This window comes from Actinoplanes sp. NPDC049681 (genome assembly GCF_044465265.1).
In the GTDB taxonomy this organism is placed as follows: Bacteria; Actinomycetota; Actinomycetes; order Mycobacteriales; family Micromonosporaceae; genus Actinoplanes.
Genome location: NZ_JBITLP010000011.1, coordinates 219293 through 233198 on the forward strand (window position 1 = coordinate 219293; position 13906 = coordinate 233198).

Annotated in this window: 12 protein-coding genes; 5 read left to right on the top strand and 7 right to left on the bottom strand. The window is 71.4% G+C overall.

Features of this window, described 5'->3' with window-relative positions; translation table 11 throughout:
• Positions 1-51: 51 nt before the first annotated feature.
• Together dop and arc are read right to left on the bottom strand one after the other, a co-directional pair.
• On the bottom strand, positions 52-1569 hold the full coding sequence (gene dop / locus ACIBO8_RS35140) for a depupylase/deamidase Dop (protein WP_396119819.1): 1518 nt from the start codon (positions 1567-1569) through the stop codon (positions 52-54).
• Between the two features lie 250 nt (positions 1570-1819).
• A complete protein-coding gene (gene arc / locus ACIBO8_RS35145) occupies positions 1820-3601 on the bottom strand; it encodes a proteasome ATPase (protein ID WP_364713778.1) in 1782 nt (593 codons plus the stop codon).
• Positions 3602-3775: 174 nt separating this feature from the next.
• Here arc and ACIBO8_RS35150 point away from each other — a divergent pair, with 174 nt between their 5' ends.
• A complete protein-coding gene (locus ACIBO8_RS35150; RefSeq protein ID WP_396119820.1) occupies positions 3776-4069 on the top strand; it encodes a ferredoxin in 294 nt (97 codons plus the stop codon).
• Between the two features lie 59 nt (positions 4070-4128).
• Here the strand turns inward: ACIBO8_RS35150 and ACIBO8_RS35155 are convergent, their stop codons facing one another.
• From ACIBO8_RS35155 to ACIBO8_RS35165, 3 genes are all read right to left on the bottom strand, one after another.
• On the bottom strand, positions 4129-4719 hold the full coding sequence (locus ACIBO8_RS35155) for a hypothetical protein (RefSeq protein ID WP_396075151.1): 591 nt from the start codon (positions 4717-4719) through the stop codon (positions 4129-4131).
• Positions 4720-4786: 67 nt separating this feature from the next.
• Entirely contained in the window at positions 4787-5734 is a 948-nt protein-coding gene (locus ACIBO8_RS35160; protein ID WP_396119821.1) for a tRNA (adenine-N1)-methyltransferase, read from the bottom strand.
• 15 nt (positions 5735-5749) lie between these two features.
• Positions 5750-6916, bottom strand: a complete 1167-nt coding sequence (locus ACIBO8_RS35165; protein ID WP_396119823.1) for a site-2 protease family protein — start codon at positions 6914-6916, stop codon at positions 5750-5752.
• A gap of 76 nt (positions 6917-6992) precedes the next feature.
• On the opposite strand from ACIBO8_RS35165, the gene ACIBO8_RS35170 reads away from it, so the two are divergent.
• Together ACIBO8_RS35170 and ACIBO8_RS35175 are read left to right on the top strand one after the other, a co-directional pair.
• Positions 6993-8030 (top strand): RecB family exonuclease, encoded by a 1038-nt coding sequence (locus tag ACIBO8_RS35170; protein ID WP_396119824.1) that lies wholly within the window; start codon positions 6993-6995, stop codon positions 8028-8030.
• Positions 8031-8132: 102 nt separating this feature from the next.
• Complete coding sequence (locus tag ACIBO8_RS35175; protein ID WP_396119826.1) at positions 8133-8852, top strand: response regulator; 720 nt, start codon at positions 8133-8135, stop codon at positions 8850-8852.
• Positions 8853-9004: 152 nt separating this feature from the next.
• On the opposite strand, the gene ACIBO8_RS35180 is transcribed toward ACIBO8_RS35175, so the two are convergent.
• Positions 9005-9808: a DUF4097 family beta strand repeat-containing protein gene (locus ACIBO8_RS35180; protein WP_396119827.1), complete on the bottom strand. Its 804-nt coding sequence runs from the start codon at positions 9806-9808 to the stop codon at positions 9005-9007.
• 29 nt (positions 9809-9837) lie between these two features.
• Positions 9838-10335: a DUF1778 domain-containing protein gene (locus tag ACIBO8_RS35185; RefSeq protein ID WP_396119828.1), complete on the bottom strand. Its 498-nt coding sequence runs from the start codon at positions 10333-10335 to the stop codon at positions 9838-9840.
• Positions 10336-10573: 238 nt separating this feature from the next.
• On the opposite strand from ACIBO8_RS35185, the gene ACIBO8_RS35190 reads away from it, so the two are divergent.
• Positions 10574-11341, top strand: a complete 768-nt coding sequence (locus tag ACIBO8_RS35190) for an ABC transporter ATP-binding protein (RefSeq protein ID WP_396119829.1) — start codon at positions 10574-10576, stop codon at positions 11339-11341.
• Positions 11341-13875 (top strand): ABC transporter permease, encoded by a 2535-nt coding sequence (locus tag ACIBO8_RS35195; RefSeq protein ID WP_396119830.1) that lies wholly within the window; start codon positions 11341-11343, stop codon positions 13873-13875. The genes ACIBO8_RS35190 and ACIBO8_RS35195 overlap by 1 nt, the downstream gene beginning before the upstream one ends.
• Positions 13876-13906: the final 31 nt, after the last annotated feature.

The window sequence follows — 13906 nt, forward strand, 5'->3', positions numbered from 1 at the left end:
GTACGACGAAAACGCCTGCCCGTCCGCGTGTTTCTCGCGCAGCGAAGCCGGTCACCGGCTCGTGATCACCTCGAGCAGGTCCTTGGCCGTGTCGCACTTGTCGAACAGGGCGCCGACGTGCTTCTTGGTGCCACGCTCCGGCTCCATCATCGGGACCCGGACCAGCGACTCGCGGCCCACGTCGAAGATGACCGAGTCCCAGCTCGCGGCGACCACTTCGGACGCGTAGCGGGCGAGGCACTGGCCGCGGAAGTACGCCCGGGTGTCCTCGGGCGGCTCCACCATCGCGCGCAGGGTCTCCTCGGGATCGAGCAGCGTCTTCATCGAGCCGCGGGCCACCAGGCGGTGGTAGAGGCCCTTCTCCGGCCGTACGTCGGAATACTGGAGGTCGACGAGCTGGAGCTTGGGCGACGACCAGGTCAGGTTCTCCCGCTCGCGGTAGCCCTCGAGCAGCCGCAGCTTGGCCACCCAGTCGAGCTGGTCGGAGCAGCTCATCGGGTCGTCGCCGAGCTTGGTGAGGACGTCCTCCCAGCGCCGGAGCACGTCGGCGGTCTGCTCGTCGACGTCGCTGCCGTAGCGCTCGTCCACGAACGCCTTGGCCCGCTCGTAGTACGCCCACTGCAGGTCCAGGGCGGTGAGCCGGCGGCCGTCGCGCAGCCGCATCAGGTGCTTCAGGGACGGGTCGTGGCTGACCGCCTTGAGCTCGGAGACCGGGTCGGCCACGCCGAGCTCGCCGGTGAAGACCTTCTCCTCGATCATGTTGAGGATCAGCGCCGTGGTGCCCATCTTCAGGTACGTCGCGATCTCGGAGAGGTTCGCGTCGCCGATGATGACGTGCAGGCGGCGGTACTTGTCCGCGTCGGAGTGCGGTTCGTCGCGGGTGTTGATGATCGGGCGCTTGAGCGTGGTCTCCAGGCCGACCTCGACCTCGAAGAAGTCGGCGCGCGAGGAGATCTGGAAGCCCGAGCCGGAGCCGTCCTGGCCGATGCCGACGCGGCCGGCGCCGCAGAAGATCTGCCGGGTGACGAAGAACGGCGTGAGGTGGGCGACGATGTCCGCGAACGGCGTCTGGCGGCGCATGAGGTAGTTCTCGTGCGAGCCGTACGAGGCGCCCTTGTTGTCGGTGTTGTTCTTGTAGAGCTGGATGCGGTGGGTGCCCGGGATCGTGGCGGCGCGGCGGGACGCCTCGGCCATGACGCGCTCGCCGGCCTTGTCCCAGCGCACGATGTCGAGCGGGTTGGTGCACTCGGGGGTGCTGTACTCCGGGTGGGCGTGGTCCACGTAGAGCCGCGCGCCGTTGGTGAGTATGACGTTGGCGAGGCCGAGGTCCTCGTCGGCGAGCGCGTCCGCCGGATCGTACGCGGCACCGGAGTAGGTGAAGCCGCGGGCGTCGCGCAGCGGCGACTCCTCCTCGTAGTCCCACCGGGCCCGACCGCCGCGGTTGAGCTCGGGGCGGGCGCCGTAGGCGTTGACGACCTGGGACGAGGTGACCATGGGGTTGGCGCCGGGCTGCCCGGGCACGGAAATGCCGTACTCGACCTCGGTCCCCATAATCCGCCGAACGCTCATACGACCACTCCGCCCGCGACTGTGTTGCCGTTGCCCATGTGTCGAGCCTAGACGCTTCCGTATCGGTTCTCGCCCCGGGCCGTACGCGTCACGGCACTCTCGGTGGCGATCTTCAGGCGCAGTGGCCGCCTCCGCACCGCGGAGCAGGCGACCCGCCGGCGGCCGGCACCACGGAGAGCGACGAAGACGACAGGAATTGAGATGAGAAGACGCGGGCGGAGGATGACCTCCGCCCGCGTCCCCAGATGCCTTACAGGTATTGACCGGTGTTGCTGGCCGTCTCGATGGAGCGGCCGGCCTCGGCGCCCTTGCCGCCGGAGACGAGCGTACGGATGTAGACGATCCGCTCGCCCTTCTTGCCGGAGATCCGGGCCCAGTCGTCCGGGTTGGTGGTGTTGGGCAGGTCCTCGTTCTCGCGGAACTCGTCGACGCAGCTGTCGAGCAGGTGCTGCAGGCGCAGCCCCTTCTTGCCGGAGGTGAGGAACTCCTTGATGGCCATCTTCTTGCCGCGGTCGACGATGTTCTGGATCATCGCGCCGGAGTTGAAGTCCTTGAAGTACAGGACCTCCTTGTCACCGTTGGCGTAGGTGACCTCCAGGAAGCGGTTCTCCTCGGACTCCGTGTACATCCGGAGCACGACCGCCTCGATCATGGCCGCGACCGTCACGTCGGCGTCGCCGCCGTGCTCGGCCAGGTCCTCGGCGCTCAGCGGCAGGCCGGGGAGGATGTACTTGGCGAAGATGTCCTTCGCCGCCTCCGCGTCCGGGCGCTCGATCTTGATCTTCACGTCGAGCCGGCCGGGCCGCAGGATCGCCGGGTCGATCATGTCTTCCCGGTTGGAGGCGCCGATGACGATCACGTTCTCCAGGCCCTCGACGCCGTCGATCTCGCTGAGCAGCTGCGGGACGATGGTGTTCTCGACGTCGGAGGAGACGCCGGAGCCACGGGTCCGGAAGATCGAGTCCATCTCGTCGAAGAACACGATGACCGGCGTGCCTTCGCCGGCCTTCTCCCGCGCCCGCTGGAAGACCAGGCGGATGTGCCGCTCGGTCTCGCCCACGTACTTGTTGAGCAGCTCGGGACCCTTGATGTTGAGGAAGTAGCTGGTGTGCTTCTCCTCGCCGCGGCGCTCGGCGATCTTCTTCGCCAGCGAGTTGGCGACCGCCTTGGCGATCAGGGTCTTGCCGCAGCCGGGCGGGCCGTAGAGCAGGATGCCCTTCGGCGGGCGCAGCTGGTGCTCCCGGAACAGGTCGGCGTGCAGGAACGGCAGCTCCACCGCGTCGCGGATCTGCTCGATCTGCGAATGCAGACCGCCGATGTCGGTGTAGTCGACGTCGGGCACTTCCTCCAGAACGAGCTCCTCGACCTCGCTCTTCGGGATGCGCTCGTACGCGTACGCCGAGCGCGGCTCGATCATCAGCGAGTCGCCGGCCCGCAGCGCGGACACCTGCAGCGACTCGGCCAGGTGGACGATCCGCTCCTCGTCGGCGTGCGAGACGACCAGCGCCCGGTCGCCCGGTGCGCCGCCCGGCCCCGCCAGGACCTCCTTGAGCAGGACCACCTCGCCGACCCGCTCGTAGCCGAACGCGTCGACCACGTTGAGCGCGTCGTTGAGCAGGACCTCCTGCCCCCGCTTCAGCTCCTCGACCTCGAGGGACGGGGACACGGCGACCCGCAGCTTGCGGCCACCGGTGAAGACGTCGACGGTGCCGTCCTCGTGGGCGGCCAGGAAAACGCCGTAGCCGCTGGGCGGCTGGGCGAGCCGGTCAATCTCTTCCTTGAGAGTGACGATCTGAGCCCGGGCTTCCTTGAGGGTCGCCACGAGCCGGTCGTTGTTCTCGGTCAGTCGGGCCAGCTGCGCCTGCGTCGCCGCGAGCCGCTCCTCGAGCTGCCGGACGTGTCGGGGGCTTTCGGTCAACTTGCGCCGTACCAGAGCGAGTTCCTCCTGCAGGAACGCAACCTGGCTGGAGAGATCGTTGGCCTCTTTCTCCCAACGTGCGGCGCGTGAATCCGCCTCGTCGCTACGTGCCACGTCCCACCTCCCCGGGGGCTCGAACGTCTTGAGACAACACTAACCGCTGCCGGGCGGATTTCGACCCATGCAACACCCTCGTCACTGAACCTTGATCGATTCGGTCAGGTGCCGCCACCGGGTGGTCAGACCCTTCGGGTACCGTCGGACAGGGCGATTCCTGGGAGGTGTTCGGTGTCCGCACCGACCGAAACTGACGAACTTCAGGTCTGGGTGGATCAGGACCTGTGCACCGGCGACGGGCTCTGCGTGCAGTACGCACCGGAGGTCTTCGAGTTCGACATCGACGGCCTGGCGTACGTCAAGGACAGCGCCGGTGAGCTGCTGCAGAGCCCCGGAGTGCGCACCGGCGTGCCGGCCCGGCTACGGCTCGAGGTGATCGACGCGGCCAAGGAGTGCCCGGGCGATTGCATCCACGTCGTGCGCTCGTCCGACGACGTCGAGGTGGCCGGTCCGGACGCGGACTGATCTTTTTCGGTACGGGCCTCGGCGGGGCCCGTACCGATCACCGCCGGCAGCGGAAATTGTCACAGTGTCGGACGGCCGACCAAAGATGCGACAATCCGGGAGAACTCCTCCAACCGGGCGATTTGCCCCGGCCCGCCGTCGTCGAGGGTCTTGCCGAAGCGCAGCGCGTCGTGGCGCAGGGCGGCCCGCCCCTCCTCCTCGGCCATACCCGGCGGCGGCACCGCGTCGTCCACCGAGCTCAGCAGCAGGTAGACGTCGATGCTGTCGACGCGCGCCTGCCCGGTCGACGTCCGGGTCAGGCGCCGCCGGCAGCCCACCTCGGTGACCGTGGACAGCGGCACCACCCGCAACGAGGACGTCATCGAGCCCACGGGCCCGTCGCCGGGCGCCACGTCCTCGCCGTGCCACAGCACCAGCCGGCTGCCGTCACAGATGACGACCTCCTGCCACACGCCGTTCACCTCGTTGACGAACCGCTCCAGCGTGAAGCACAGCACCGACGCCCCCCGCAGCACGCCGAAGAGGGCGTCCAGCGCCACCTCCGGATCCCGCAGGTAGGCGCGCGCGGCCGAGTCCAGATCCTCGTACGGCGACCAGTCCGGGAAGACCGCCGGCATCTCGTTGCTGCCCCCGAACGGCGGAGAAGACATCGCGCCCACCCGTTCCCTCCCAAGCCCCATCAACCCGCGAGGAAACTACCGGACGCGGGTTGAGCCGTCACACCCCGGTATCGGTCGCGGTCTCCGCCCGCTCGGCGGCCAGAGCTGCCTGAGCGGCCCGGCGCAGTGCGTACGCCTCGGCACCCTTGCTGGGCTTACGCCGCCGCGGCGGCGCCGTGACGCCGGGCGCGAGCTTGCGGGCCGACACGAGGAACGCGGTGTGCGCGATCATGCGGTGATCCGGGCGTACGGCCAGACCCTCGGCGTGCCAGTCCCGGATCAGCGACTCCCACGCCCGGGGCTCGGTCCACCCACCGCGCTCGCGCAGCGCCTCCACGAGCTCGGAGAGCTGCGGCGTCGTGGCCACGTACCCGATGAAGACCCCGCCGGGCACGAGCGCCTTCTCGACCATGCCGAGTGCCTCCCACGGGGTCAGCATGTCCAGGATGATGCGGTCGAAACCGGTCTCGGTGGCATCCGCGACGTCCCCGTGGTGCAGGTGCCAGGCCGGGTGGGGCCCGCCGAAGAACGCCTCGACGTTCTTACGGGCGACGGCGGCGAAGTCCTCCCGCAGCTCGTACGAGTGCAGCTCGCCGCTGCCACCGACGGCCCGCAGCAGCGAACAGGTCAGCGCGCCGGAGCCGACGCCGGCCTCCAGCACCTTGGCACCCGGGAAGACGTCACCCATCGCGACGATCTGCGCGGCGTCCTTCGGGTAGATGACCTGCGCGCCACGCGGCATGGAGAGCACGTAATCGGACAGCAGGGGCCGGAGCGCCAGATACGGCGTGCCACCGCTGGAGACGACGACACTGCCGTCGGGCAGCCCGATGAGGGCGTCGTGCTCGAGCGCACCCCGATGCGTGTGGAACGCCTTCCCGGGCTCGAGGACGATGGTGTGCATGCGATTCTTGGGATCGGTGAGCTGCACACGATCGCCCGGGCGGAACGGCCCGCGGTGGGCGGGCACCGGCTCGGCGGCGACGGTGTTTTCCTGAACGGTCACTGATCCCTCTCCTGGTCACCTGGCGGTCGCACGGCGGGCCGGACGGCGCGGCTCCAGCAGCTCGGCCAGATCCGCGACGTGCAGCACGCCGACGACATCCTCGCCTGAGGTCACCACGTACTGCGCACCCGGGTGGGCCTGCACGGCCCGGACCACCTGCTCGCCCGTGAGCCCGACCCGCATCACCGGCAGCCGCGCCACGTCCCGCGCCACCGTGTCGACGCTCACCCAGGGCCGCCGCTCGGCCGGCACGGCAGCCGCGGCGGTGCCGTCCACCACCGCCACGACCCGCCCGCTCGAATCGGCCACGGCCAGACCCTTGCGGGCCGGCTCCGCGGCATCGGCGCGGCGCTGTGCCTCCGCGATCGACGTTCCCGACGGTACGGCGAAAAGCGGCCGGGCAAGAGTGCTCAGGTCCACCAGCGGGAACCGCCGCGTCATCCGCGCGAGCCGCATGGACTGCCCCGCGCCCTGCCACAGCGTGAACACGACCAGCAGGATGAAGAGCAGCCCGAACAGGGTGAGCACGTGCAGCCGGTAGAGCGTCAGAACGGCACACCCGGTGAGGAGGGCGATGCCGCGCCCCGCCCACGCGGCGAGCTCGGTGGCCCGGTTCCGGTCCCGGATCAGCGCCCACAGCCCGGCCCGCAACGCCCGTCCGCCGTCCAGCGGCAGCCCCGGCAGCACGTTGAAGATCGCCACGATGACGTTGCTCGCGGCCAGCTGGAACGCGATCTGCCCGGCGACCGTACGTTCGGGCAGCACGACCGCAGCGCCGGTGGCGAGCCCCCCGAGCACCAGCGACACGGCGGGCCCGGCCAGCGAGACCAGCGCGTCGACCCGCGGCGTGGGCGCGTCCCGATCCATCTCCGTCCAGCCGCCGAGCAACTCCAGCGTGATACCGCGCACACCGATCCCGTACCGCCGCGCGGTGAGGGCGTGACCGAGCTCGTGCAGCAGGACGGAGCCGAGCAGGCAGACCACGAAACCCATGCCCACCGCGTACGCGAAAGGGGGAGCCAGGCCGAGGTCCCGCTTCGCGTAACCGCCGTAGACGACCGTGACCAGCAGGGCGAGCAGCAGCATGGAGGCATTCACGAAGATCGGGATGCCGAGCACCCGCCCGACCTCCCGAGCCCCGCGCCGCCGGGCGGGCCGGGTCCGCTGCCCCCTGTCGTCCACGGTGCCGATGCTACGGACCGAGTCTGAGAGACCCGGCTCGCCGGTTTCGTCGTACCCCTCCCCTAGCCTTACCCCCATGACGGCAGAAACGGTTTTGTCCCCTTCCGAGCCCGGCCGGGAACGGCCCGCCGGGCCGTCGCTCTCGCCGTCACGAGCGGCCGACTTCAAGACCTGCCCGCTGCTGTTCCGCTTCCGCACCATCGACCGCCTCCCCGAGCAGCCCACCCGCGACCAGGTCCGCGGCACGCTGGTCCACGCGGTCCTGGAACGCCTCTTCGACCTCCCGGCAGCGGACCGCACACCGGACGCCGCGGCAGCCCTGGTGGCGCCGCAGTGGGAACGGCTCGTGGAGGAGGAGCCGGGACTGTCACAGCTGTTCGAGGCGGCTGTCGACGTGCGTGCGCCCGTCCCGGTCGTCGACCGTCCCGCCGCGCGCCCGGGTGACGGTGACTCGGGCGACGGGAGCTCGGCTCACCGGGCGGAGATCCTGCCCGGCATGCCGGAGCCTCCGCCGGCCGAGTTGATCCGGCTGGAGGCCTTCCTGCAGAGCGCGGGCGAGCTGCTCGACGGCTACTTCGCCGTGGAGGACCCGCGCCGGCTCGAGCCCGCGGAACGCGAGAGCCTGGTCTCCACACTGATCGACGACGAGCTGCTGATCCGCGGCTACATCGACCGCCTCGACGTCTCCCCGGCCGGCGACCTCCGCGTGGTCGACTACAAGACCGGCGGCGCGCCCCGCGAGGCCTTCGAGGGCCGGGCGCTGTTCCAGCTGAAGTTCTACGCGCTCGTGCTGTGGCGCACCCGCGGGGTGGTGCCCCGAGTCCTGCGCCTGCTGTACCTGAAGGACGCGGAGATCTGCGACTACAGCCCCGACGCGGAAGAACTCGAACGCTTCGAACGCACCCTGGTGGCGTTGTCGCAGGCGATCGAGCGCGCCAAGCAGGAGAAGGACTTCCGGCCGAAGCCCAGCAAGCTCTGCGGCTGGTGCAGCCACCAGCAGTTCTGCCCCGAGTTCGGCGGCACCCCGCCGCCCTACCCGGAGCTCGCTGTCGCTCACGACACGAACGGCTCCCCGACCGACGCCTCCCTGATGCCGGTTCCGCGTCGTCCCTGAGCCGGTCCATCGTCCTTCGGGGCCGGCCGCGGACCGGTGTCCCCGAGGGCCCTCGTCCATCGCCTAGGGTGAGCGCCGAAGTCGGGCGTGGGGAGGCTGACGGTGACGGCGAGCGACGGTGAGGGGCCGGCCGGGGCGGCCGGGGCGGGGGTCGCCGACGTGCGTACCGTCCGGGTGCTGCTCGCCGACGATCAGCCGATGCTGCGGTCCGGGCTGCGGATGGCGCTCGCCGGCGCCGGTGGGCTGGCCGTCGTCGGGGAGGCCGGCGACGGCGCCGAGGCCGTCGATCTGTCGCGGCGGCTGCTGCCCGACGTCGTGGTCATGGATCTGCGGTTGCCGCGGCTCGACGGGCTGACCGTCACCCGCCGCATCACCGGGTCCGGCCTGCCGGTGCGGGTGCTGATCCTGACCGCGGACGACACCGACGAGACGGTGCTGGGGGCGGTCGCCGCCGGGGCCACCGGTTACCTCGGCAAGGACGTGCCGGCAGAGGAGCTGGTGGCTGCCATCCGTACCGTCGCTTCCGGGGGTGCGGTCGTAGCCCCGCCGATCCTGAGCCGGCTGCTCACCCGGATGAGCGAGATCCTCCCCGCCACCCAGGCGACCGCGCCGGTGCTCGACGCCCTCACCGAGCGGGAACGCGAGGTGCTCGTCCACGTGGCGAAGGGCCACTCGAATGCCGAGATCGCGCGGGCGCTGCTGGTGAGCGAGACGACCGTCAAGACGCACGTCGGGCACGTGCTGACGAAGCTGCGGCTGCGTGACCGGGTTCAGGCGGTCGTGCTGGCGTACGAGACGGGCCTGGTCCGCCCGGGCGGCTGAGAACGCGAACCGCTCACCCACCCGGACGCCCCCGATTTCACCACGGCGACCGCGACCGCGGGCACCGCCCGCAGCGCCGGCGCTGACATCGCTCCGACCAGGCACCGCCCCGGCAGCGGGCACATGACCAACCGGCACACGGGCCCGGGCCGTCAGGCGGCGGCCGACAGGCCGAGCGCGCGGTGCACGTCGATGTCGCCGCTGGCGGTACGCACCCGCAGTTCCAAAGTCGCCGCCGCACGGCCCTCCGCCGGTGCGTCCCCCATGGACAGGTCGCTCGACGTCGAGCCGGACGCGGTGTTCAGATCCAGCCACACGCCCGTACCGGGGCTGACGCCGACCGAGACGTCGCCGGACATCGAGCGGAGGTCGGCGCGGCCCTGGCTGATCGTGCCGATCTCCACGTCGCCCGATGCGGACTGGGCGTGGATCGAGCCGCCGACCCGGCGGACGGTGATGTCGCCGCTGGCCGTGCCGGCGCTGACGTCACGGGTGACGTCACCGGCGCGCAGGTCTCCCGAGGCGCTGTTCATGCGCAGCGAGCCGCCCACCCGGTCGACGGTCACGTCGCCGCTGGCGGACTTGAGCTGGACGTCGCCGGTTACCTGGTCCAGGTGGACGTCGGCCGACGCCAGCATCGCCTGCACCGTCGTGTAGCGGCCCGCGAGGCGCAGGTCGGCCGCAGCCGATTTCGCGGCGATGGTGCTGTCCAGCGGTACGCGCACAGCCACGTGGACCTTGGCCGTACGGCGCCACGCCCAGCCGCCGGCGTCCGGGGCGTGCACGGCCAGGGTGTCGCCGTCGAGGGCGATGGTGAACTGGCCGGCGGCGTCGGTGCCGTCGGGTGCGGTGACGTCGACTCGTACGGTGTCGCGTTCCTCGGCGACGACCTCGGCGGAGCCCCGCTGCAGGCGCAGGGACACGGTGACGGGGGTGGGGTGGTCGAACTCGGGCACGGGAATGCTCCTTAGCTTGATAGGGCAGGTCAGGCCTGCGCGAAGCCGGTGATGCGGCGGCCGCGCCGCGTGGCCGGGGTGGAGGGGGGCTGTGGTGGTGTGCCGGTGGCTGCGGCCATCACGGCGCGCACCAGCCAGGCGTTGACCGAGACTCCTTCGGCGGCTGCCGCCTGCTCGACGTGGGCCTTGAGGGATTCCGGCATCCGCAGGGTGAGCCGGGCGAGGTCGCCGCCGTCGCCGGTGGGCGGCGGCGGGGCGGGGATGGGGTCGGGCGCCGGCTCGGCCGGCGCGTGGCTGACGACGAGGTCGGCCTCGCGGCCGCGGAGGCGGACGTCGACGACCGGGCCGTGCAGCCGCGTCGTGATCTCCGCCGTGGCGTCGGACAACGCCTGCAGCAGTGCCAGCCGGGCCGATGCCTCGAGGGCGTGGCCGAGCAGTTCCGCGGCCCGCGCGGTGTCCGGGCCTCCGGGGGCGGCGGCGGCCGAGAGATCGGCCTGCAGCGATTCCAGATACGGCGTGAGGTCCATGCCACCAATATGACGTCATCCATGACGTCTGTCAACCGCCATAGTGACGTCATGCGGGAACCCGGGGGAAACCCTGACGCGACGTAGGTGGCGTCCCGTACCGAAATCTCCGCGTCGGTCTCCGCCCGCGGTCGGACGCCCGGCGGATGGTGCGCCGGAAGACTGACGGAGCCGGCGGGGCGGCCCGCCCCGCCGGACCACGGGGAGCCGACGGCCCCCACAACACCAGGGAGTGACAGTGACGACGACCAATGCCGACCGACCGGCGGCGGCCCGGGCTGATGAGGTCTGGAAGGTCTACGGTTCCGGCGAGGCGCGCGTCGTCGCGCTGCGGGGCGTGAGCGCGGAGTTCGGGCAGGGCCGGTTCACCGCCATCATGGGACCGTCCGGCAGCGGCAAGTCGACGCTGATGCACTGCCTGGCCGGCCTGGACACCGTCGACCGCGGCACCGTGCACGTCGGCGGCACCGAGATCAGCAAGCTCGGCGACCGGGCGCTCACCCGGCTGCGGCGCGACCGCGTCGGGTTCATCTTCCAGCAGTTCAACCTGCTGCCGACACTGAGCGCGCAGGAGAATATCCGGTTGCCGCTGGACATCGCCGGGCGCAAGCCCGATCCGCAGTGGTGGGACATCGTCATCGACACCGTCGGGCTGCGCGACCGGCTCGGCCACCGGCCCAGCCAGCTGTCCGGCGGCCAGCAGCAGCGGGTCGCGTGCGCCCGCGCGCTGATCGGCCGGCCGGACGTGATCTTCGCCGACGAGCCGACGGGCAACCTGGACTCGCGGTCCGGGGCCGAGGTGTTGTCGTTCCTGCGCGCCAGCGTGCGCGAGCACCACCAGACCATCGTGATGGTCACCCACGACCCCGTGGCCGCGAGTTATGCCGACCGGGTCGTGTTCCTGGCCGACGGGGAGATCGTCGACGAGCTCACCGCGCCGACCGCCGACACCGTGCTCGACATGATGAAGAAGCTGGACTCGCACGCCGAGCCGGTGATGCTCTGATGCTGCGCGCCACCCTCAAGAGCCTGCTGGCGCGGAAGCTGCGGCTCATCCTGTCCGGGCTGGCCGTCGTGCTCGGCGTCATGTTCGTGTCCGGCGCCTTCGTGGTCACCGATACGCTCAGCCGTTCCTTCGACGCCGTGTTCGCCAGCGCGTATTCGACCACCGACGTCGGGGTGACCGCCCGGCCCAGGGTCGAGGTCTCCGAGATGGAGGGCGAGGAGGTCGCCACGCCGCTGCCGGCGGACACCGTGGACAGGATCAAGACCGTTCCCGGCGTACGCTCGGCCACCGGTCTCGTCGAGGCCGACGGGGCCCGCGTGATCGGCAGCGACGGCAAGGTCCTCAGCTCGGCGGGGCCGCCGCGGCTGGGCGTCGCGTGGACCGGCGCGGATGCCCTCGTGAAGCTGCGGGAGGGCCGTGGACCGGCGGCCGCCGACGAGATCGCGGTCAACGCGACCGTCGCCAAGGCCGCCGGGCTCAAGGTCGGTGACCGGGTCGGCGTACTGACCCTGGAACCGAAGAAGCAGTTCACGCTCGTCGGCGTCTTCGGTTTCAGCGGCGACCGGGACAGCCTCGGCGGCGCTCAGCAGGTCGCCTTCACCGAGCCGGTCGCGCAGAAGCTGATGCTCGGGCGTACCGGGGTCTACAGCTCGGTGCGGGTCCGGGCCGCCGACGGGGTCACCCCTGCCGAGCTGCGTGACCGGATCGGGTCCGCGCTCGGCTCCGCCTACGTGGTCAGGACCGGTGAACAGCTCGCCGACGAGAACGCCGCGGACCTTCAGGAGGGGCTGAGCTTCTTCGGCCGGATCCTGCTCGGCTTCGCGGGCGTCGCGCTGTTCGTCGGCGTCTTCCTCATCCTCAACACGTTCTCGATCATCGTGGCGCAGCGGACCCGCGAGCTCGCCCTCATGCGCGCGCTGGGTGCGAGCCGGCGGCAGGTCATCACCTCGGTGCTCGTCGAGGCCGTGGCGATCGGCCTGGTGGCGGCGGTGCTCGGGCTCGCCGCCGGGGTCGGGGTCGGCGCGCTGCTCGCGTACCTGTTCGGGTCGTTCGCCGGCGGCGGCCTGGAGCTCGCCTCGATCGCCGTGCCGCCCGCTGCCGTGATCAGTGCCTTCGTGGTGGGCGTCGTCGTGACGGTGATCGCCGCCGTCCTGCCGGCCCTGCGGGCCTCGCGGATCGCGCCGGTCGCGGCCATGCAGGACGTCGCGACGCCCGACCGGCCGCTGACCAAGCTGAGCGTGGCGGGCGGCGTGGTCACCGCTGCCGGTGCCGCGGCGCTCGGCGTGGGGCTCTTCGGCGACGGCGGGCTGTGGCTGATCCTCGGTGGCGTCCTCGTCTCGTTCGTCGGTGTCGCGCTGCTCACGCCGCTGATCAGCCGCCCGGTGGTGGCCCTGCTCGGCCGCTTGTTCTCGTGGTCGCTGCCGGGCCGGCTGGGCCGGCTCAACTCCGGCCGCAACCCGCGCCGTACGGCGATCACCGCCGCCGCCCTCATGGTGGGCATCGCGCTGGTCACCGGCGTCACCGTCGTCATGGACTCGGCCAAGAGCAGCCTCAAGGCCGAGGCCGCCCGGGTGCTCAAGGCCCAGATCATGATCAGCGGTGACCAGAACGGTCCCCGGCCGCCGACGTACGATCCGGCCGTCGTGCGCCGGGCCGCCCAGATCCCGGGGGTACGGGCAGCGGCCGGCCTGTGGAACGACCAGGTGCTGATCGACGGCGAGAAGCAGTGGGTCGACGCCACCGACGACCTGGCGGCGCTCGCACAGACGTACGGCGGCAGCGCCACGCTCGCCGCGCTGAAGGACGACCAGATCGCCGTGAGCGCCCCGGAGGCGGCGAAGCACGGCTGGCAGGCCGGCTCGACCGTGACAGTCCAGGCCTCCCGCGGGGAGCCGCACCACTACACGGTCGTGGCCACGTACCCGGAAGACGCCCTGCCCGGCAGCATCATGCTGCCGGCTGCGGCCACCCGGGATTTCGGCATCCCGCAGCCGGTCCTCGGCTTCGTCCGCCTGGACGACGCGATCCCGGTCTCGGCGGTCCTCCCGCAGGTCAAGGCGCTGGTCGCGGACAGCCCGGAGGTGTCCGCGACGGACGCCGCGGCGTTCGTGGACCAGCAGGCCGCCACCTTCGACACCCTCATCACGATGATCCAGATCCTGCTGGCGCTGGCGATCCTCATCGCGGTGCTCGGCGTGATCAACACCCTGGCGCTCTCGGTCCTCGAGCGCACCCGCGAGCTGGGCCTGCTCCGCGCGGTCGGGCTCGGCCGCGCACAGACGATGCGCATGGTGACGGTCGAGGCGGTGGTCATCTCGGTCTTCGGCGCGCTGCTCGGGGTGACGGTCGGTGCGGGCATGGGTACGGCGGTCGCCCGGGCCCTGAAGAGCGACGGGATCACGGAGCTGGTGCTGCCGTGGACGCGGATGGGGACGTACCTGGTGCTGGCCGCACTGGTCGGGGTGATCGCCGCGGTGCTGCCGGCGATCCGCGCGGCGCGGCTGAACGTGCTGGGGGCCATCGCGCACGACTGACCGAGACGGGCACCATCGCACGCGACGGGTG